This window comes from Parasphingorhabdus sp., assembly GCF_036964675.1.
Classification (GTDB): domain Bacteria; phylum Pseudomonadota; class Alphaproteobacteria; order Sphingomonadales; family Sphingomonadaceae; genus Parasphingorhabdus.
The window spans coordinates 10,087-29,457 of the sequence record NZ_JBALTF010000005.1; the positions used below are offsets into that span (position 1 = coordinate 10,087).

Here is a 19,371-nt window from a genome sequence, read left to right on the forward strand (position 1 = left end):
ATCGTTGGTGCCAAGCATGGTGTAGGCGATCATCTATTCTCTCCAGATTATCATTGGGGTGGCGACTCGGTTTCGGGATGAAACCTATCAGTCGCAGAAATAGATGCAATGACCTGCGGGGTCATGCTTCATCCGTTCTGCGCGGCGAGTGCGGCCAGCGACAAAAAAAGGCAGGAGCGATACGCCCCTGCCTTGATCTCGTTTGCTTTCGTGAAGCCCAGAATCATCCCGTTGGACAGTCGCCGATCCGCTTGCCGCTGCTCTTGGCCGATATGTTCATTTTCATGCCGGATGCACCGCCATGCATGTTCATGGTCATGTCATAGCTGCTCGGGCCATATTGGCCATCCATCGCCATGGTCATGTCGCCAGGAGTGCCGCCCATATTGCTACAGGCCATTTCGGAAGATACGGCACCGCCGCTCATGTTGAATTTCTTGACTTCGCAACTGGTTTTTTCCTGCGCAGCAAAAAATTGCGCACCCGGATTTTCCGCCTCTTCCTTGGTGATGCAGGACTTTGAGGTCGTGACCTTGCCCTTCATACTGTCCATCATATTGGCCGGCATGCCGTCAGGCAGCCCATCGATTTTCACATCCACTATTTCTACGGTATTTTCCCATTCGCCGGGCTCGAGTGTAACTCTGTTCATTTCTTCGGCAACTTCTTCGGCGGTGATCTTGCCGTCACCGTCATGGTCCGCGCCCTTGTCTGAACAGCCGGCTATCAGGCTCAGTGCAGCCACTGAAATTAGTAATTTATTCACGAGAATATTCCCTCAATTGTGATTGCTCCCGAACCACACTTAAACCGATGAGCCGCCGATGTAAATTTGCTATCACCCCTATCCTCAGGAAACTCCATAACGGGGATGACATTGGACCCTTTTTGTTCCATATCAGCCCGATGACAGAATTGGTGATCAGAAGAGGCCTGGCAGAGCCGGAAACCGGCGAAGATTTCGTCCCGCACAAGCCCAATCGTCCGGCAAAATCGGAAGGCGGAAGGCCGTTTAAATTGGTCAGCGATTTTGAGCCCGCTGGCGACCAGCCTGCAGCGATCAAGGAACTGGTCGTCGGGATGCTCGAAGAGGAGCGCGATCAGGTGCTGCTCGGGGTAACCGGATCGGGCAAGACGTTCACCATGGCCAAGGTCATCGACGAGCTGCAGCGGCCCGCCCTGATCCTGGCACCCAACAAGATATTGGCGGCGCAGCTTTACGGCGAGTTCAAGAATTTCTTCCCGGAAAATGCCGTCGAATATTTCGTCTCTTATTATGATTATTATCAACCCGAAGCCTATGTCGCGCGGTCGGACACCTATATCGAGAAGGAAAGCTCGGTAAACGAAGCGATTGACCGGATGCGGCACAGCGCGACCCGCTCTTTGCTCGAGCGCGATGACGTGATCATCGTCGCGTCGGTGTCCTGTCTTTACGGCATTGGTTCGGTCGAGACCTATTCGGCGATGATCTTTGATCTCAAAAAAGACCAATCGGTCGATCAGCGGGATATCATCCGCAAGCTGGTGTCGCTGCAATATAAACGCAATGACATGGCGTTCGCGCGCGGCACTTTCCGGGTGCGGGGTGACAATCTGGAAATATTCCCGTCGCATTATGAGGATATGGCCTGGCGGATCAGCTTCTTCGGCGACGAGATTGAAGAAATAGTCGAATTTGATCCGCTGACCGGCAAGAAGGGCGCCAGCCTGAACCAGGTGCGGGTCTACGCCAATTCGCACCATGTCACGCCGGGGCCGACGATGAAACAGGCGATGGAAGCGATCAAATTCGAGCTTGCCGTCCGGCTCAAGGAGCTGGAAGCCGAGGGCAAGCTGATCGAGCATCAGCGGCTGGAACAGCGGACCAATTTCGATCTCGAGATGATCGCGGCCACCGGCAGTTGCGCCGGCATCGAAAATTACTCGCGCTTCCTGACCGGCCGTCTGCCGGGCGAGCCGCCACCGACCCTGTTTGAATATTTACCGGACAATGCGCTGCTGTTCGTCGATGAAAGCCATCAGACGGTGCCGCAAATCGGCGCGATGTCGAAGGGCGATCACCGCCGCAAGATAAACCTGGCAGAATATGGGTTTCGCCTGCCCAGCTGTATCGATAACCGGCCGCTGCGTTTCAACGAGTGGGACGCGATGCGGCCGCAGACGGTGAGCGTGTCGGCGACGCCGGGCAAATGGGAGATGGAACAGACCGGCGGCGTGTTCAGCGAACAGGTCATTCGCCCCACCGGGCTGATCGATCCGCCGGTAGAGATCAAGCCGGTCGAGGATCAGGTCGATGATGTAATCAACGAATGTCGCAAGGTCGCGGCGCAGGGTTATCGCACCCTGATCACGACGCTGACCAAGCGAATGGCCGAAGATCTTACCGAATTCATGCACGAAGCCGGCATCAAGGTCCGCTATATGCACAGCGATGTCGAGACGCTGGAACGGATCGAGCTGATCCGCGATCTCCGGCTGGGCGTTTATGACGTGCTGGTCGGCATCAACCTGTTGCGCGAAGGGCTCGATATTCCGGAATGTGGGCTGGTGGCGATACTGGACGCCGACAAGGAAGGTTTTCTGCGCAGCGAAACGTCGCTGATCCAGACGATTGGCCGCGCCGCGCGCAATGTCGACGGCCGGGTCATTCTCTATGCCGACCGGATGACCGGATCGATGGAACGCGCGATCAGCGAGACCGATCGGCGCCGCGAGAAGCAGGTGGAATATAATCTGGAGCACAATATCACGCCGCTCTCGATCAAGAAAAATATCGGCGATATCATCGCCCATGCCACGGCCAAGGATATGGTCACCGGCGCGGTCGACGGCGACAGCAACCATCTCGTCGGCCATAATCTGAGGAAACATATCGAGAGCTTGGAGAAACAGATGCGCGATGCTGCGGCTGATCTGGAGTTCGAAACCGCAGGCCGCCTGCGCGACGAAATCCGCAAGCTCGAGGCGGAAGAGCTGGGACTGCCAGCCGACCTGCAGCTTGCACAGCCGAAAGGCAGGTCGACCGAGGGACGTCCGGGAACGCGGAAAATGGGCTATGGGCAGACGCAGCGGAAGATGTAGTGGCGGTTCTGTTTCGATAAACGGCATGCCGATATAGACCAATCACATCCCCGCCGCTTGTGCAAAAGCGCCTGCCGGTCCATGTTGCTGACAATATTTTGGGGAGAGAAATCATGCGTACATCCATATTTTTGACCTTGGCAACTTCGGCATTGGCGATCGCGGTTCCGCTCGCTGCGAAAGAAGCGCCTCCGGCCTCTGCCACAGAAGAAATGGCGCCTGATTTTGCATCAGCCGTGACTGCTCCGGGACGGGATGAAGCGGATGTAAAACTGGATGAGAGCCGCAGTCCGGCAGCGGTGCTGGCCTTCATGGGCCTGAAAACCGGAGATGCCGCGCTCGATATATTCGCTGGTGGCGGCTATTATAGTGAAATCATGGGCCGCGCCGTCGGGCCGAGCGGATCGGTGATCGCCGTCAATCCGCCGCAGTTCACGACCAGCGACCAGTCCAAGCAAAAATGGGCAAGCGTCGCTGCGCGGCAGCCGAATGTGACCATGGTGGCTTCGCAATTGCCCGATTATATGCCAGCGGCAAACAGCATTGATTTTGCCATGCTGCACCTGATCTATCATGATTTTTACTGGGAAAGCGAACAGTATAAATTTGAACGAATGGACCCGACTGTCGTGCTGGCAAATCTGTACGCGGGCATGAAACCAGGCGGTGTGGTAGCCGTGATCGACCATGTTGGTTCACCCGGCGATACCCGCATTGTGGTGGAAAAGACCCACCGTATCGACCCGGCAACCGCCCGGTCTGATTTTCTCGAGGCCGGTTTCGTGCTGGACGGGGAAAGCGAGATGTTTGCCAACCCCGATGATGATCTGGAGATAAATGTCTTCGACCCAGCGGTGCGCGGCAAAACCAGCCGCTTTGTGATGCGTTTTCGCAAGCCCGGCTAGCGATCTGCGCGCTGTGCCGGATCAAATCGAAGGCGCGAATCGATAACAATCGTAACTATATGGAAAGTCAGGCATTTTCGGTGACTGCTGGAATTCGCCCTGTCGATTTGAAGTCTCTCTGCCACTATTCACGCGCATTGTTCATAAAAGTCTAATATCAATTCAATGCCTTGCAATAAGATACATTAGTTTACGCGCTCGTTCATGTCCGGTTGTGTAATGCGCTCCTATAAACACTGTATTGATAAGAACTGGTCCCACAGCAACATTCCAGCGTGCTGTAATAGATTGGGTTCAGCATCGAAAAGCGAAAAAATACCTCTCCCCACCAATTAAAACTGGTCGGCGGTGAGGAAGATTTTGACCGGCGGCGCCTTTAGGTAGGGTCGCACGCTGTCGGAACAGAGGCGGGGGCAGATCCGGGTTGTGTATTGGATCTGTCTCCCGACCCCCGGAAATCGCAACGGGCAATATTTGTTTCGCCTTTGGGTCCGGGGACCTGTTGACGGATGGCTTTCGGCGGGTCGCAGGCCGTCCTCCTATCCCCGGATTCTGGAGCGCAGGGCTGGCGCGCGCGTAAAGTTTGCGTGCCAGCCCTGCAATCTCCCGCCTATTCAGGACGCATATTTGACCGAGCAGCCATAGGGCCGCGCTTGCGCGACGCTGACCTTGTCTCCGGATTTGATCTCGCTCAGTGCCGCAAGCACGTGATTGCGCGCAACTTTGATATCTGCGGCATTTGCCGTCGGCTTGTCATCGATACCACCCTGATAGACCAATGTGCCGGCGCTATCGATGATATACATATGCGGCGTGGTTTTTGCGCCATAGGCTTTGCCGACCAGGCCTTTCGCATCGAACAGATAATGGGTCGACTGGATATTCTGTGTCGCGATCAGCGCTTTCGCTTCGGCTCCGGTCATATGACCCTGTTTCCCTTTCGCGCCGCTATTGATCGTCAGCCAGACAGCGCCTTGTTGCCGCGCCGCTTTCTGGGTCGCCTGCATATTGCCGCTGCTATAATGTTTGGACACGAACGGGCAGCCGGGATTGTGCCATTCGAGCACCACGGTCTTGCCGCGAAACTGCGACAGCTGGATCGTTTTCCCATTGACGTCGGTGAGTTTGAAATCCTGGGCATTCGCGCCGTTTTTCTGGGCTGCCGCCAGCGGGCTTGCCAGTGCGATGGCGGCGATGGTTGCGACCGCGAAAGAGGGAAGGTTCCGCACTTATTGTCTCCGTTGATTGGGGGATTGAATCAAGTGGTGCATTTTATACCGGGTTGGTGACCAGATCGGTCAATGTTGCGACCGTGAGAATCTGCGGGAGAATCACCGGCTCCTTGCCGGGCGCATAATAGAGATAGAGCGGTACGCCGGCGCGGCCGTGTTTTTCCAGAAATCTGCTGATCTCCGGATCGGGCCGGGTCCAGTCGCCCATCAGCACGGTGACGTTGGCGGCTGCAAAAACATCGGCGGTTTCGGTACGCTGGATCGCAGCGGCCTCATTGGCCTTGCAGGTGATGCACCAGTCGGCGGTGAAATAGGCGAAAACCGGCTGGCCGGAGGCGCGCAATTCGGACAATCGCGTTTCGCTAAAGGCTTCGCTGGGCAAAGTTGCGGCCGATGTGTTTGCCAGTTTCTGGCTGTTCATCGCCTCTTCGCCGGGGAGAGCGATGATACCCCCCAATATGGCGACTACCATTGCTGCGCTGGTCAGCGCGCCGCGCGACAGGCCCTTGATCTGGCCGCCGCCGAACCACCACAGGATCAGGCTGACCGTCAGCAGGAAGATCAGCGACAGACCGAGCGCGTCGGTTCCAATCTGGCGGCCGAGCAGCCAGATCAGGCCGATGCTGGTGAGAAACATTGGCACCGCCATCGCCTTGCGAAAACTATCCAGCCAGGGCCCCGGTTTCGGCAGCCGGTTGCGGATCGCCGGCACGAAGGCGAGCAGCAGGAAGGGCAGAGCCAGGCCGACGCCAAGTCCGGCAAAAATGACCAATGCGGCAATCGGTGGAAGCACAATCGTGGCGCCCAGGGCAGCGGCCATGAACGGCCCTGTGCAGGGGGTGGCGACAAAGGCGGCGAGCGCGCCGGTCCAGAAGGATCCGGCTGCACCGTCTTTCTTCGTCAGCTTGTTGCCGAAATTCAGATTGGGCAGCTCGAACAGGCCAGCGAGATTGAGGCCGATGGCCGTCACTAGCGCCAGCAGTACGAAGATGATCCGGGGGTCCTGCAGCTGAAATGCCCAGCCAACCGCGGCTCCGCTGGCCCGCAGGCCGAGCAGGATCGCGCCAAGCGCGGTGGCGACCAGAACGACACCGGCGGTATAGGCCAGCGCATCACGCCGCACTTCGGTTTCGTTGCCGCCAGCCTTGGCCAGGCTGATGGCTTTCAGGCTCAGGATCGGGAAGACACAGGGCATCAGGTTGAGCAGCAACCCGCCCAGCAAGGCACCGCCCAGCGCAAGGAACAGCAGCGAAGCGTTTCCCTCTGTCTTGGCTCCGTCGCCAGCCAGGGGCAGGCCGGTCATCGCGACTTTGCCTTTGGTCGCGGTCAGCAGAAAGCCCAGATGATCGCCGATTTTCAATATGCCGGTGATCGTATCCAGCTCATCCCCGCGCGCGCCGGTTTCGAGGATCAGGCGGTCACCATCACGACTGAAACTCTGTGGTGCGGCATAGTCGACAATGCCGTCTTCCTTGATGAAGAAATAGGGCTTGTCGATCTCGACATTGGCTGGCAGCGGGATCGACAGGCGGAACCGATCATTGCTGACGGAAAAGCGGGCTTCACTGCCCAGGGGCCGGGCCAGAGCTGCGCGGAAACCGTTGAACCTCTTGTCCAGCACTAGCGGCGTATCGTTGCCGACGACCTGCAGGGTGATCGACAATTCATCCTGCTCGGGCACGCAGATCTCGTCGGTACAGGACAGCCATTCGGATTTTACCGAAATCGGCAACGGACCGGGCCGGACCTTGTCGGACAGGACCAGATTGACCAGAACCGCATAATCGCCCTTGTAGACATAGTTCATGATGCTGGAGATCAGCAGCGTGTCGGGGACGGGAAATTGCGGATTTCCGGCGGTCACACCAGCGGGCAGATTCCAGTCAAAGCTCATGCCAATGCCCGCATCACCGGGGTTTTCCCAATAGCCGTGCCAGGTTGGCTTGGGTTCCATGACAAAGGCGAGCGTCACGCTTTGCCCTGGCTTCACCTGTTGCGATTCCGCCATCAGCGTGGCGGGTACATTCAATTCTGTATTGCCCAGCCGGTTCTGCGCCTCGGCTGCGGGGGCAAAGACCAGCGCCGCGAACGCCAGCATTATCGAGAATATGCGAAAATCAAATGTCATAAAAACTCACTATTTCCTGTTTAAACGCATTAGGCTATTGGCAGGCAGCTTTCTATAGCGGCATTCATCAGTGAGGACCATTCGTGCGAAAAACGATCATAGTTACAGCCCTGACCGCGTCTATCATATTTTCGGGCACTGCAAATGCCGAAGATCACAGCGCCGCCGACAAAGCCTCGCCGAAACTGGTTGTCGCGATTTCGGTCGACCAGTTTTCCGCCGATCTGTTCAGCGAATATCGCAGCAGCTTTACCGGCGGCCTGAACCGTCTGGCGAGCGGTGTGGTATTTCCGTCCGGCTATCAATCGCACGCGGCCACCGAAACCTGCCCGGGCCATTCGACAATCATGACCGGTGTGCATTCCGGACGCGCCGGGATCATTGCCAACAACTGGATCGACCTGTCGATCAAACGCGATGACAAGACCGTCTATTGTGCCGAAGACGAGCGCATTGCCGGCACCAGCTTTGGTGATATCACCGCCGCCATGCAGGGCGATTATGTCGCCTCGGCCTGGCATCTTCTGGTGCCGACGCTGGGCGAACGGCTCAAGACAATATCGCCGAAATCGCGCAATGTTGCGGTGGCGGGCAAGGACCGGGCAGCCCTGATGATGGGCGGCAAAAATGTCGACGAGATTTACTGGTGGAAAGGCAAGGGCTTTTCCACTCTGGAGGGTCGCAAGACTTTGCCGTCGGTGGCAGCGCTGAACAAGGCGATCGGCGAACACATTGACAAAGCCCGTCCCGCTTATGCGATCCCGGCGCAATGCGTGGCGCATAGCGCCAAAATCATGCATGGCGATGGCAAGTCTGTTGGTGACTATGCCTTCCAGCGTCCTGAAGGCGGGGCGAGCATTTATCGGGGTTCCCCGGATTTCGACGGGTCGATCCTGGCCGCAGCTTCGGCGGTGATCAATGAAATGAAACTGGGTCAGGGCGAAACCACGGACGTGATATCCGTCGGACTGTCCGCGACCGACTATATCGGTCATGCCTTCGGCACAGAAGGCCTCGAAATGTGCATCCAGATGAGCGAACTGGATCGATCGCTCGGCGAATTTTTTGACATATTGGATCGCGAGAATATTGACTATGTCGTGATGCTGACCGCCGATCATGGTGGTCTTGACCTGCCGGAACGGATGAGCCTGCAGGGCGTGCCGGCAGCGCAGCGGATCGATCCCAATCTCAATGCAGAGACGATTGGCAAGACTGTGGCCAAGGAGCTCAATATCCCCGGCGACAAGCCGGTCCTGTACGCAGATGGACCAATTGGCGACTATTATGTCAGTCGGGATCTGCCGGAAAAGCAGCGGCAACGGGTCAAGGACAGCGCGATGGCGCTGATCGCGGCGCACGCACAGGTAGAAGCGGTGCTGGAGCATGATGATCTGGCGGCGATAGAAGTGCCGCGCGGATCTCCCGAAATATGGACCCTGGCGCAGCGCGCCCGGGCCTCATTCAACCAGGACCGGTCTGGCGATTTTATCGTCCTGCTCAAAAAGGGGGTCACCCCGATTGCCTCAACCGCGCGCGGCTATGTCGCGACCCATGGCAGCCCGTGGGATTATGATCGCCGCGTGCCGATCCTGTTCTGGCGGGATGGCATGCAGCATTTTGAACAGCCGCTGTCGGTGATGACGGTCGATATCGCGCCAACGCTGGCGGCGCTGGTCGGCGTGGAAATCCCGGCGGATGAAACCGACGGGAAATGTCTGGATATCGACGGCGGGCCTGCCAATAGCTGCGATTGAATCTGGGTCCTGACGCTAGCGTCGCTGGTAGCGGGTCAATCCCTGGCCCAGGCTGTTGTTCGCAATCCTTAGCTGATCGCCGCTCCAGTCGGCGACGAACCAGGTGTTGCGTTGCACGCCCTTGGCCAGCGACGCGTTGTTGGAATGGATATTGAGACCGGTGGAACTGTGGTCCCTGTCTTCGGCCGCCACTGCGATGAAGGCGCTCCAATTGTCCTTGTTCTGGCCCTGCACGAAGACATTGCCGCTGATCACCCCGGTCGCGCCGGCTGGCAGGTCGATCATATAATTGGTGTTGCGGCCCTGGGTGTCATCAAAACTGTTATTGGTGATTGTCGCCCGGGGCGCGCGGCTTTTGACATAATGTCCGCCATTGCCTTTTTCGAACCGGCTATTGGTCACCTTCAGCGATCCGAAATAACCAATATAGATGCTGTGCGCGCAGGACAGGCCGCGATCACAGCGGCCCAGGCGCTGGAAGGTTGACCGGTCGATGACAATTTCTGCGCTCTCATCATCGGCGCTCAATATGCCCTCTTCGGCATTGCGGAACATGGCATTATAGACATAGAGATCGCCCCGCTCGATCCGGATGCCGGCGCCATTGCCATCCGGAACGCGCTGGTTCTGGAAGATGATACCGTCGATGGTTGCCGCTTTGCCGCGCAGGACCAGCGTTGCCTTTTCCTCGCAGATGCCGCCGTCGAAGATCGTGCGGCCCGGGATGGAGGCCTTGTAGGTGATGCGACCCGCTGTCTGGACCGCGCAATCACCATAGGAACCCGGTGCGATGACGATGGTCGCATTATTGCCGCCAACGGCCTTGACCGCGTCGGCCAGCCGGGAATAGGTCGCTCCGGTTTCCGAGACCGTGAACGGCGCATCGCGCTGGGCCTGTACAGCGGTTCCGGCGACAGATGCCACTATGATTGCGGCTAGCAACGGGGACTTAAAGAACATTTATGTCATCCTGACTCGGGAGAATAGGGCATTTTCACTATCGCCTGCTGCGATGTCAAACAATGTAAAAACTTGGCCTGTCCCAGATGAATTCAGGCTGAGCGACAGAGGTTAACGGGTTAACCAGGCAGGCCTATTCGTTGAGATTGGGCCGCAACCACTGGCGCGCCTGGTCGAGAGTCGTGCCGCGCCGGTCTGCATATTCTTCCACCTGATCCTCGCCGATCCGGGCGACACCGAAATAGTCGGCTTGCGGGTGAGCCAAATAGAAGCCGGAAACCGCAGCGGTCGGCGTCATTGCGAAGCCGCTGGTCAGTTCGATGCCGGTATTTTCCGTTGCATCGAGCATCTCGAACAGGATCGGTTTCAGACTATGGTCCGGGCATGCCGGGTAGCCGGGGGCAGGGCGGATGCCCTGATATTTTTCGCGGATCAGGTCCTTTTTGTTCAGATCCTCTTCGGCCCCATAGCCCCACAGGTCTTTGCGGACATGTTCGTGCATGCGCTCGGCAAAGGCTTCGGCCAGCCGGTCGGCCAGCGCTTTCAACAGGATGCTGTTATAATCATCCTTGTCCATTTCGAACCGTTGCACATGTTCATCGATGCCATGGCCGGTCGTCACTGCAAAGCCGCCCATCCAGTCATCTGTGGTGTCGATGAAATCGGCGAGACAATTGTTCGGTTTGCCGCCCCGTTTGACAACCTGCTGCCGCAACATCGGCAGGGTGAATTCGTCATTTTCCGGAGAAACCAATATGTCATCGCCGTCGCGTCGCGCCCGCCACAGGCCGGCGACGCCTTTTGCGGTCAGCCATTTTTCCTCGATAATCTTGTCGAGCATGACCTGTGCATCGCGGAACAGGTCGCTGGCGCTTTCGCCGACAATCTTGTCGGTGAGGATCGCCGGATAATTGCCGACCAGCTCCCAGGCTCTGAAAAACGGCGTCCAGTCGATATAGTCGCGCAGGTCGGCCAGATCCCAGTCTTCGTAGACATGCAATCCTGGCTTGGCTGGTGCCGGAGCCTTGAGCGACATGTCGACCACGGCCGCATTGGCCCGCGCTTCTTCGAGCGTGGCCAGTTTTTTCCCGGTCTTGCCCGCCCGCGCAATGCGGACCTGCTCATAATCTTCCCGGGTTTTGGCGATGAAGCCGACCGCCTGGGTGTCGCTGACCAGTTGCGAGGCCACGCCGACGGCGCGGCTGGCATCCAGCACATGGATGGTCGGGCCGCTATAGGCGGGTTCGATGCGTAGCGCCGTGTGGGTCTTGGATGTGGTTGCGCCACCGATGAGCAGCGGCAATTGCATTTTTGCCCGCTCCATTTCTTCGGCCACGGTCACCATTTCATCCAGCGACGGCGTGATCAGCCCGGACAGTCCGATAATATCCGCGTCATTTTCATTGGCGGCCTTCAGGATGTCGGTCCAGGATACCATCACCCCGAGGTCGATGACCTCAAAGCCATTGCACTGCAGCACGACGCCGACGATATTCTTGCCGATGTCGTGCACGTCGCCCTTGACCGTGGCCATGATGATCTTGCCCTTGCCCTTGGCCTTTTCGTCCTTTTCCGCCTCAATATAGGGGAAGAGATGGGCGACGGCCTTTTTCATCACGCGGGCGGATTTGACCACCTGCGGCAGGAACATCTTGCCCGATCCGAACAGGTCGCCGACGACATTCATGCCGTCCATCAGCGGCCCCTCGATCACTTCGATCGGCCGGCCGCCGCGGTCCTTGACCGCCAGCCGCATTTCCTCGGTATCATCGACGATATGCGCGTCTATGCCCTTGACCAGCGCATGTTCCAGCCGCTTGTTCACTTCATAGCCGCGCCATTCCGCCGCCGCCTTTTCCGCGACTTCGTCGGTGCCGCGGAATTTTTCGGCCAGGGTGATCAGCCGGTCGGTGGCATCCTCGCGGCGGTCGAATATCACATCCTCGCAAAGCTCGCGCAGCTCGGGATCGATATCGTCGTAAATATCCAGCTGGCCGGCGTTGACGATCGCCATGTCCATGCCGGCGGGTATCGCATGATAGAGAAAGACACTGTGCATCGCCTTGCGGACCGGTTCGTTGCCGCGGAAGCTGAACGACAGGTTCGACAGCCCGCCGGAGATATGGACATGCGGGCAGCGTTTCCGGATTTCGCGGGTCGCCTCGATAAAATCGAGCCCATAGCGGCGATGCTCGTCAATCCCGGTCGCAATCGCGAACACATTGGGATCGAAGATGATATCTTCCGGCGGGAAGCCAATTCCGGTCAGCAGCTTGTAGGCGCGCTCGCAAATCTCGATCTTGCGCTGCATGGTATCCGCCTGTCCGGTTTCATCAAAAGCCATGACCACAACCGCCGCGCCATAAGCCATGCACTTGCGCGCCTGATCGAGAAACTGCTCCTCGCCTTCCTTCATCGAGATACTGTTGACGATCGGCTTGCCGGATACGCATTTCAGCCCGGCCTCGATCACCGACCATTTGCTGCTGTCGATCATCACCGGCACGCGCGCGATATCGGGTTCGGCGGAGATCAGCTTGAGAAAGGTGGTCATCGCATGATGCGCGTCGAGCAGGCCCTCATCCATGTTGATGTCGATCACCTGCGCGCCATTTTCGACCTGCTGGCGCGCGACTTCGACCGCGGCTTCATAGTCGTCGTTGAGGATGAGCTTCTTGAAGCGGGCAGAGCCGGTAACATTGGTACGCTCGCCGATGTTGACGAAATTGGTGGAGGAAGATGTGGTCATAATGATGTGATGTTATCCGTTGGTCTCGAGCAAAGCCGGGAGACAATTATTTCTGCGCGGTTCGTGCCTTGCCAGGCGCGATACGAAGGGGAATGCTGATCGTTCAAGCCGCCATGGTGAACGGCTCCAGTCCGGAGAGGCGTGTTCGCACCGTAATCGCCGGTATCTTGCGCGGGTCCTGGTCGGCCACGGCATCGCCAATCGCCCGGATATGGTCCGGTGTCGTGCCACAGCAACCGCCGACGATATTGACCAGGCCATCCCTCAGCCAGTCGCCGATCAATTCTGCCGTCTCTTGCGGCATCTCGTCATATTCGCCGAGATCATTGGGCAGGCCGGCATTGGGATAGGCCATGATCAGGCAGTCCGCCTCTTTCGACAGCATCGCCAGATGCGGTCTGAGCTGGTCGGCGCCGAAGGAACAGTTGAGGCCGATGGTCAGCGGCTTCAAATGCCGCACAGCGTGCCAGAATGCCTCGACCGTATGGCCGGACAGGTTCCGGCCCGACAGGTCGGTCAGGGTCATCGATAGCATCAGCGGCACGTCCCGCCCGCTCGCTTCTGCGGCTTCCATCGCCGCCATTCCGGCGCATTTGGCATTGAGCGTGTCGAATATGGTTTCGATCAACAGAAAGTCGACTCCGCCGTCGATCAATGCATCGCACTGGTCGCGATAGACGCTCTTCAGATAATCATATTCAATCTCGCGGAAGCCGGGATCATTGACATCGGGGGACAGGGAAAGCGTCTTGTTGGTCGGACCAACCGACCCGGCGACAAAGCGCGGCCGGCCATCCCTGGCTTCGGCCTTGTCGCAGGCCGCGCGGGCAATTTCAGCCGATTTGACGTTCAGATCGCGCACCAGATGCTCGCAGCCATAATCCGCCTGACTGATCACGGTGGAACTGAACGTATTGGTTTCGATAATGTCAGCGCCGGCATCGAGATAGGAGGTATGAATGGCTTCAATGATATCCGGCCGCGTCAGGCTGAGCAGATCATTATTGCCCTTCTGATCATCGGTCAGGTCGAGATTGCCGCGATAATCCTCTTCGCCCAGACGATAGTTCTGGATCGCCGTGCCATAGCCGCCATCAAACACCAATATCCGCTCTGCGGCCAGTTTCTGCAATTGTTCGCGTGCGTTGGTCATGCCGCTTTCTCCTGTTGTCCGCTGGTGGGGCGCTTGCCGAGCAAGTGGCAAATCGCGTAGCTGAGCTCTGCCCGGTTGAGCGTGTAAAAATGGAACTGGCGAACGCCACCGGCATAAAGCTTGCGGCACAATTCCGCCGCCACCGTGGCCGCGATCAATTGCCGTGCCGAGGGATGGTCATCCAGCCCCTCGAACAGGTCGTTCATCCAGGGCGGAATTTCTGCGCCGCACATCCCTGCGAATTTGCGGGTCTGGGCGACGTTGGAAACCGGCAAAATGCCGGGCACCAGTTCGGCGTCGATGCCAGCCGCCGCCGCCGCGTCGCGGAACCGGAAAAAAGCTTCTGCGGTGAAGAAAAACTGGGTGATCGCCCGGCTGGCGCCAGCGTCCAGCTTGCGCTTCAGATTATCGAGATCGCTTTGCGGGCAATCGGCTTCGGGATGGGTTTCCGGATAGGCGGCAACCGATATTTCGAACGGGGCAATATCGGTCAGACCTTTTACCAGTTCTGCCGCGCTGGCATAGCCTTGCGGATGCGGCTCAAACGCCTGGCCTGCTGCGGGCGGGTCGCCGCGCAGGGCGACAATATGGCGAACACCTGCATCCCAGTAGGATCGAGCGACCTCGGCGATTTCGTCTTTGCTGGCGCCAACGCAGGTCAGATGGGCTGCAGCCGGAATATTGGTTTCCTTGGCAATCCTTGCCACCGTGGCATGGGTGCGCTCGCGTGTGGTTCCACCAGCACCATAGGTCACGGAAACAAATCGCGGGCTGAGCGGCTCGAGCGTTACCACGCTTTCCCACAGGGTTTTTTCCATTTGGTCCGACTTTGGTGGAAAAAATTCGAACGAAACATCGGCATCGCCGCTCAATCCGGCAAAGAGCGGCGCATCAAGCGCCCGTTTGGCCTCTTCCAGTTCGATCAGGCCCATTGGCCGTGTTGGATTGTTCATGCTGATGCTCTTTTCAAATTTTCAGTTTGGGAGGCCAGTTTCTCGGAATCGGGATGCAAGCTGGGAATGATGGCTTTCCTGGCGACCCATATTTTTACCGTCAGTTCACCTCCGTCCAGCGATCTGGTCTCGACCAGTTCGAGCTTCGATGCGGTGAGCCAATGTTTCATGCTGTCATCGCTGAAGCCAAGCCGTGCGTGCGCATGTTCGGTGCGCAAATCTTCCCGGTCATGGGCCGCAAAATCGGCGATCAGGACGATGCCAGCGGATTTCAACACCCGGGACACTTCCGCCAAAACAGCTTCCGGATGCTGCGCATAATGCAGAACCTGATGCAGGATGACGCTATCAACCGCACCATTTGCCAGCGGCAGATGGTTGAAGTCGCCTTGTTTCAATTCGGTTTTCTGCACCAGGTTCGAACCGCTAGCGGTTTCGCTTTCGAGCAATTTGGCTCGAGCCAGTCGCAACATTTCGGGACTATTGTCGATCGCAACGATCGATTGTGCCGAGGCCCCGAACAATTCCACCATCCGCCCCGTCCCGGTCCCGATATCGAGCATCTTGCCGAGCGGTATGTCCTGCAGCAAGGCGAGCATCGCGCCCTCAACTTCTGCTTCGGGCAAATGTAGCGACCGGATCGCATCCCATTGTTCGGCATGTGCGGCAAAATAGCGTTCTGCCATCTTAGCGCGGGCTTTGCGAACCAGCGCAAGCTGTGCCTGATCCCGCGTCGCCTGTTCCGATTTCACGACCGTGTCCGACCGAAAAATGCGGCCCAATATTTGCAGCTCGGCTGCGGGTCCTGGTTTCAAAAAAACCCAGCTGCCTTCTTTTCGGCGTTCGGCCAGTCCGGCTTCATCCAAAATTCTTATGTGGCGGGAAATGCGGGGCTGACTTTGGTCAAGAATTTGCGCCAGTTCGCCGACGGCCAGTTCCATCTTTTGCAGCAACAGCATGATTCTCAACCGTGTAGGGTCGGCGAGCGCTCTAAAGATGTTCAAGATATGGTCCATGTCAGATAGCTATATAAAGAAATCTTTATATCTGGTCAATCGGCATGATTTTCCCTATTTGGCTTTTGTTTCCGACAGCCGGGCAAGGAGAATTGCCAAATCGGCAAATTGCCGAAACAGGTTCTTCGTTGCGTTCATTCCGCCATATCGCTAAAGCTATGCATCGCAGGCCAAAGGAGGTAAAACAACTCCTGGCCGGCCTGGTTTTTGAGGAATAAAATAGAGGGTTACCCCAATGAAAAAAGTTACAACATCAATCGTTCTGGCCGCCGCACTTGGCTTGGCCGCATGTTCTGGTGCAGACAATGCTGAAGCTGGTGCAGAAGAGGCCGTAGAAGGCACTGAAGCAACCGCTGAAGAAGCTGCTGATGATGCCATGGACGCTGCTGAAGGTGCTGCGGACGCCATGGGCGAAGCTGCTGCCGATGCAACCGCTGAAGCTGGTGAAGCCGCCGATGCGGCTGGTGAAGCTGTTGACGCTGCCGGTACGGCTGCCAAGGACGCTGCCAGCACGGCCGTCGACAAGGCTGCTACCGCTGCGAAAAAAGCGGTTGAATAAGCTTTTGATATTCTAAAAAAAAGGGCTGCCTTTGGGTGGCCCTTTTTTTGTCTTTGGTCCGGCAAGGATAGGCTTTATGAAGCTGTCATGAGAAGCATATTCACTATCATGTCATTGACCCTTTTGGTCGCATGCGGCCCGGCGCAAAATGATCCCGGCCCGGGAGGCGTCACCGTTGGCGAAGCAAAAGCGCTGGATGAAGCGGCGAAAATGCTCGACGAGCGCAACACGCCGCCTGAATCGATCGAGAATATGAACACGGACGCTGCCGATACCGAATAGGCTTTATCCCGGGTGGTAGCGGCCGACCGCCCGGGTCACTGCCTGCATCAGGCGCATGCGCTCGGGAATCGAAGCGGTCGTATCACCCAGCAATACGACCACGGCATAGCGCGTGCCATCGGGAGCGGTCATGATACCAATATCATTATATCCGGTTGCTATCGAACCAAGAACCTGACCGGTCCCGGTTTTGTGCAGAAATTCCCACCCCGCCGGCACGCCAGCCTTTAGCCGGTTCGGACCGCTATGTGTCCGTTTCAATATGGCTTGCAGCAATTTCGTCGAATTCGCGGAAAGCAGTTCGCCGCGGGCCAGTTTGTCGAGGGCACGGGCAATCGCCATCGGACTGGCGCCATCAACCGGATCGGCAAGATAGGCGTTGAGTGATTGCCGTCGTTGCTCGACCGGTATTTTGGCGCGGGCCGCATAGAAGGTCCGGCGGTAGGACAGGTTCTGCCTCCATTCCATCCCGGCAATGCCGCTTTGCAGCAATCGTTCGCCGGGTCCGAAGCGGATTTTTCCGAGCGAATTTTTCGCGATGAAGCTGCGGACAGCGTCTGGCCCGCCAGCATGACGAAGCAAGGCGTCATTTGCGGTATTGTCGCTGCTCGCAAGTGCCTTTTCGAGCAATGTATAGACGCTTTTCACAACCGCGCCTTCCCGTTCCACTTCAACCGCCATTGGTTGATGGAATACGGTCAGGTCTTCCTTGCCGATGCGGATCGAGTCGGACAATGATGCGTGGCCCTGATCGATCTTGTCGAGCAAGGTCATTGCGACCCACAGTTTGGAAACGCTTTGCTGGGGGAAATATTCATCAGCCCGGTGTCCGAATTCCCATTCACCATCGATCCGTTTGATCGCAATTCCGGTCTTTCCAGGAAAAGTCCGCCATAGTTCATCTATTTCGCGAACCAACGCAGGATTGGGCTGTTCCCGCGCATTGTCAGCGCGCGGCGATACCGACGGTGACCGATTTTGATAGACCGGGGGTGACGCATTATTGGGCTGGGCTAGCGGCCGGTTTGATGTGGACGCGCAAGCGGTCAAGGTGACGGTCAGCAGCAATATCCATATATGCCGAAAATGTCTCATGGGTTGTCGATCATATGCTGTTGGAATGTTCATATATCCTTCTAACTAAGCGCCTCTGTCTGAATAGGGGCAATACTGCGGATTGCGGTGAATGTGTCTCCTGCTGCGACAGATTGTTCGAGCGGTCTGGCAAAGCTGCCTATCATCGCAAAGAGACTTCTATTTCTTGATGCCGAAATTGAGTCTGCGGGTAACGCGATAGTCGAGTGTATTCACGAGAAAATAGGATATTGTCCAGCGCAGGCGATTGAGCAAAGTCCGGCGGGATTTGTGTAGTTCCGGCGTGATGGTTTCGGCGTTTTCATGCAAAATATCAATCACCGTGCGCGCATGATCGGCAAAGTCGGCATCTTCTATCCGCAACATCATTTCGACATTGATAAACAGGCTGCGCAAATCGAAATTTGCCGAACCAATATAGACGGCATTGTCGACGATCACCAATTTTGTGTGCAGGCGTCTGCGTTGATATTCAAAAAGGCGAGCGTTTCGCTTCAGCAGATATCCGTATAGCAACCGGCTTGCTCCGATGGTCGCCGCATTGTCGGTTTTGCCTGGCAATAAGATCCGGCTTTGTCCGCCGCGCTTCGATAATCCGCCGATCCGCCGCAAAAGCCCTTGTCCCGGGGAAAAATAGGCGGTGACGAGATCAAGCCTGCTGCCATTTTCAAGATCCTTCTTGATCGCTCGCGCCCAGCGACTCAGGCGATTGCTCGGACCACCCAGAAGCCATTGAAACTGGCCATCGCCGGCATCCCAGTGCCGCACCATCTTGCGCAGCGCGCGAATATTGCCATTGTCCCGATAAACCCAGTCGGACAACAGGCGGAAATAGCTGGCCAGATTGGCGACCTCGGGGCCCTCGATTTCAAGGCCAAGATCTTCCCAGCTGTCGTCGGTCAGGCTGCTATCCCCGGCCGGTTGATGGACCGTGAAATATTCGTCGGCAATATTGAATCCGCCGATCAAGGCGCAGCGATCATCCGCGATTATCATTTTCTGGTGATTGCGGACAAAATAGCTGGTGGAAAAGCGGGGGCTGAAGATCCTGAACTTCCCGCCGGCCTCGATCAGCGGGTCAAAGAATTTGCGCGGGGCGCCATTGGAGCCGAAGCTGTCGACCATCATTTCGACCGCAAGGCCCCGCTTGCAGGCCGCAATCAACATGTCCATGATCGTCCGGCCGACGCGGTCATCCTCGAACATGTAGAAGAACAGCTTGAGGCTTTTGTCCGCCCCTTCGATCATGTCGACCACCGCGGAAAGGCGGTCCGCTGCCGTGCGGACAAGCCGCAACCGGTTGCCACCGACATCAAACCATTGCGGCAGGCCGGGTTGCAATAGCTGGTTATTCGACGTGATGCTCTCCATGGTTGAGTGGCATAGATTATCACTGGCGCACCGACAAACCATTAGATTGCCGATTGGCTTGCTCGGATATGTTGGGGCGCGTGCGGATTTGTTGACAAATCCCGCCCGCCGGCCTAGATGCAGGCCT

15 protein-coding genes are annotated in these 19,371 nt (G+C 57.3%); 5 read left to right on the forward strand and 10 right to left on the reverse strand.

Annotation, left to right across the window (positions count from 1 at the left end; all coding sequences use genetic code 11):
- Positions 1 to 223: 223 nt before the first annotated feature.
- On the reverse strand, positions 224 to 766 hold the full coding sequence (locus tag V7665_RS01930; protein WP_335662848.1) for a DUF3617 domain-containing protein: 543 nt from the start codon (positions 764 to 766) through the stop codon (positions 224 to 226).
- A gap of 140 nt (positions 767 to 906) precedes the next feature.
- Between V7665_RS01930 and uvrB the strand changes: the two genes are divergently transcribed.
- The gene (uvrB, locus tag V7665_RS01935) at positions 907 to 3,084 is read left to right on the forward strand and encodes an excinuclease ABC subunit UvrB (RefSeq protein WP_335662891.1); all 2,178 of its coding nucleotides are present in this window, start codon (positions 907 to 909) and stop codon (positions 3,082 to 3,084) included.
- A 113-nt stretch (positions 3,085 to 3,197) separates the two neighbouring features.
- Positions 3,198 to 3,989 (forward strand): class I SAM-dependent methyltransferase, encoded by a 792-nt coding sequence (locus tag V7665_RS01940; protein ID WP_335662849.1) that lies wholly within the window; start codon positions 3,198 to 3,200, stop codon positions 3,987 to 3,989.
- Between the two features lie 614 nt (positions 3,990 to 4,603).
- On the opposite strand, the gene V7665_RS01945 is transcribed toward V7665_RS01940, so the two are convergent.
- Both V7665_RS01945 and V7665_RS01950 read right to left on the reverse strand, forming a co-directional pair.
- Positions 4,604 to 5,218, reverse strand: coding sequence for a thioredoxin family protein (locus V7665_RS01945; protein WP_335662850.1), 615 nt, complete (start codon positions 5,216 to 5,218; stop codon positions 4,604 to 4,606).
- A 43-nt stretch (positions 5,219 to 5,261) separates the two neighbouring features.
- A complete protein-coding gene (locus V7665_RS01950) occupies positions 5,262 to 7,349 on the reverse strand; it encodes a protein-disulfide reductase DsbD family protein (protein ID WP_335662851.1) in 2,088 nt (695 codons plus the stop codon).
- 83 nt (positions 7,350 to 7,432) lie between these two features.
- On the opposite strand from V7665_RS01950, the gene V7665_RS01955 reads away from it, so the two are divergent.
- Positions 7,433 to 9,106, forward strand: a complete 1,674-nt coding sequence (locus V7665_RS01955) for an alkaline phosphatase family protein (RefSeq protein WP_335662852.1) — start codon at positions 7,433 to 7,435, stop codon at positions 9,104 to 9,106.
- A 15-nt stretch (positions 9,107 to 9,121) separates the two neighbouring features.
- Here V7665_RS01955 and V7665_RS01960 read toward each other — a convergent pair whose 3' ends face one another.
- From V7665_RS01960 to V7665_RS01980, 5 genes are all read right to left on the reverse strand, one after another.
- On the reverse strand, positions 9,122 to 10,066 hold the full coding sequence (locus V7665_RS01960; RefSeq protein WP_335662853.1) for a right-handed parallel beta-helix repeat-containing protein: 945 nt from the start codon (positions 10,064 to 10,066) through the stop codon (positions 9,122 to 9,124).
- Positions 10,067 to 10,199: 133 nt separating this feature from the next.
- Positions 10,200 to 12,815, reverse strand: coding sequence for a methionine synthase (metH, locus tag V7665_RS01965; protein WP_335662854.1), 2,616 nt, complete (start codon positions 12,813 to 12,815; stop codon positions 10,200 to 10,202).
- Positions 12,816 to 12,918: 103 nt separating this feature from the next.
- On the reverse strand, positions 12,919 to 13,968 hold the full coding sequence (locus tag V7665_RS01970) for a homocysteine S-methyltransferase family protein (protein WP_335662855.1): 1,050 nt from the start codon (positions 13,966 to 13,968) through the stop codon (positions 12,919 to 12,921).
- Complete coding sequence (metF, locus tag V7665_RS01975; RefSeq protein ID WP_335662856.1) at positions 13,965 to 14,921, reverse strand: methylenetetrahydrofolate reductase; 957 nt, start codon at positions 14,919 to 14,921, stop codon at positions 13,965 to 13,967. Before metF ends, V7665_RS01970 begins: the two co-directional genes overlap by 4 nt.
- Complete coding sequence (locus V7665_RS01980; RefSeq protein WP_335662857.1) at positions 14,918 to 15,937, reverse strand: ArsR/SmtB family transcription factor; 1,020 nt, start codon at positions 15,935 to 15,937, stop codon at positions 14,918 to 14,920. The genes metF and V7665_RS01980 overlap by 4 nt, the downstream gene beginning before the upstream one ends.
- 235 nt (positions 15,938 to 16,172) lie before the next feature.
- Here V7665_RS01980 and V7665_RS01985 point away from each other — a divergent pair, with 235 nt between their 5' ends.
- Both V7665_RS01985 and V7665_RS01990 read left to right on the forward strand, forming a co-directional pair.
- Entirely contained in the window at positions 16,173 to 16,496 is a 324-nt protein-coding gene (locus V7665_RS01985; RefSeq protein WP_335662858.1) for a hypothetical protein, read from the forward strand.
- 108 nt (positions 16,497 to 16,604) lie between these two features.
- Positions 16,605 to 16,778 (forward strand): hypothetical protein, encoded by a 174-nt coding sequence (locus tag V7665_RS01990; protein WP_335662859.1) that lies wholly within the window; start codon positions 16,605 to 16,607, stop codon positions 16,776 to 16,778.
- 3 nt (positions 16,779 to 16,781) lie between these two features.
- Here the strand turns inward: V7665_RS01990 and V7665_RS01995 are convergent, their stop codons facing one another.
- Both V7665_RS01995 and V7665_RS02000 read right to left on the reverse strand, forming a co-directional pair.
- A complete protein-coding gene (locus tag V7665_RS01995) occupies positions 16,782 to 17,873 on the reverse strand; it encodes a serine hydrolase (RefSeq protein WP_335662860.1) in 1,092 nt (363 codons plus the stop codon).
- Between the two features lie 159 nt (positions 17,874 to 18,032).
- Complete coding sequence (locus V7665_RS02000) at positions 18,033 to 19,244, reverse strand: phospholipase D-like domain-containing protein (RefSeq protein WP_335662861.1); 1,212 nt, start codon at positions 19,242 to 19,244, stop codon at positions 18,033 to 18,035.
- Positions 19,245 to 19,371: the final 127 nt, after the last annotated feature.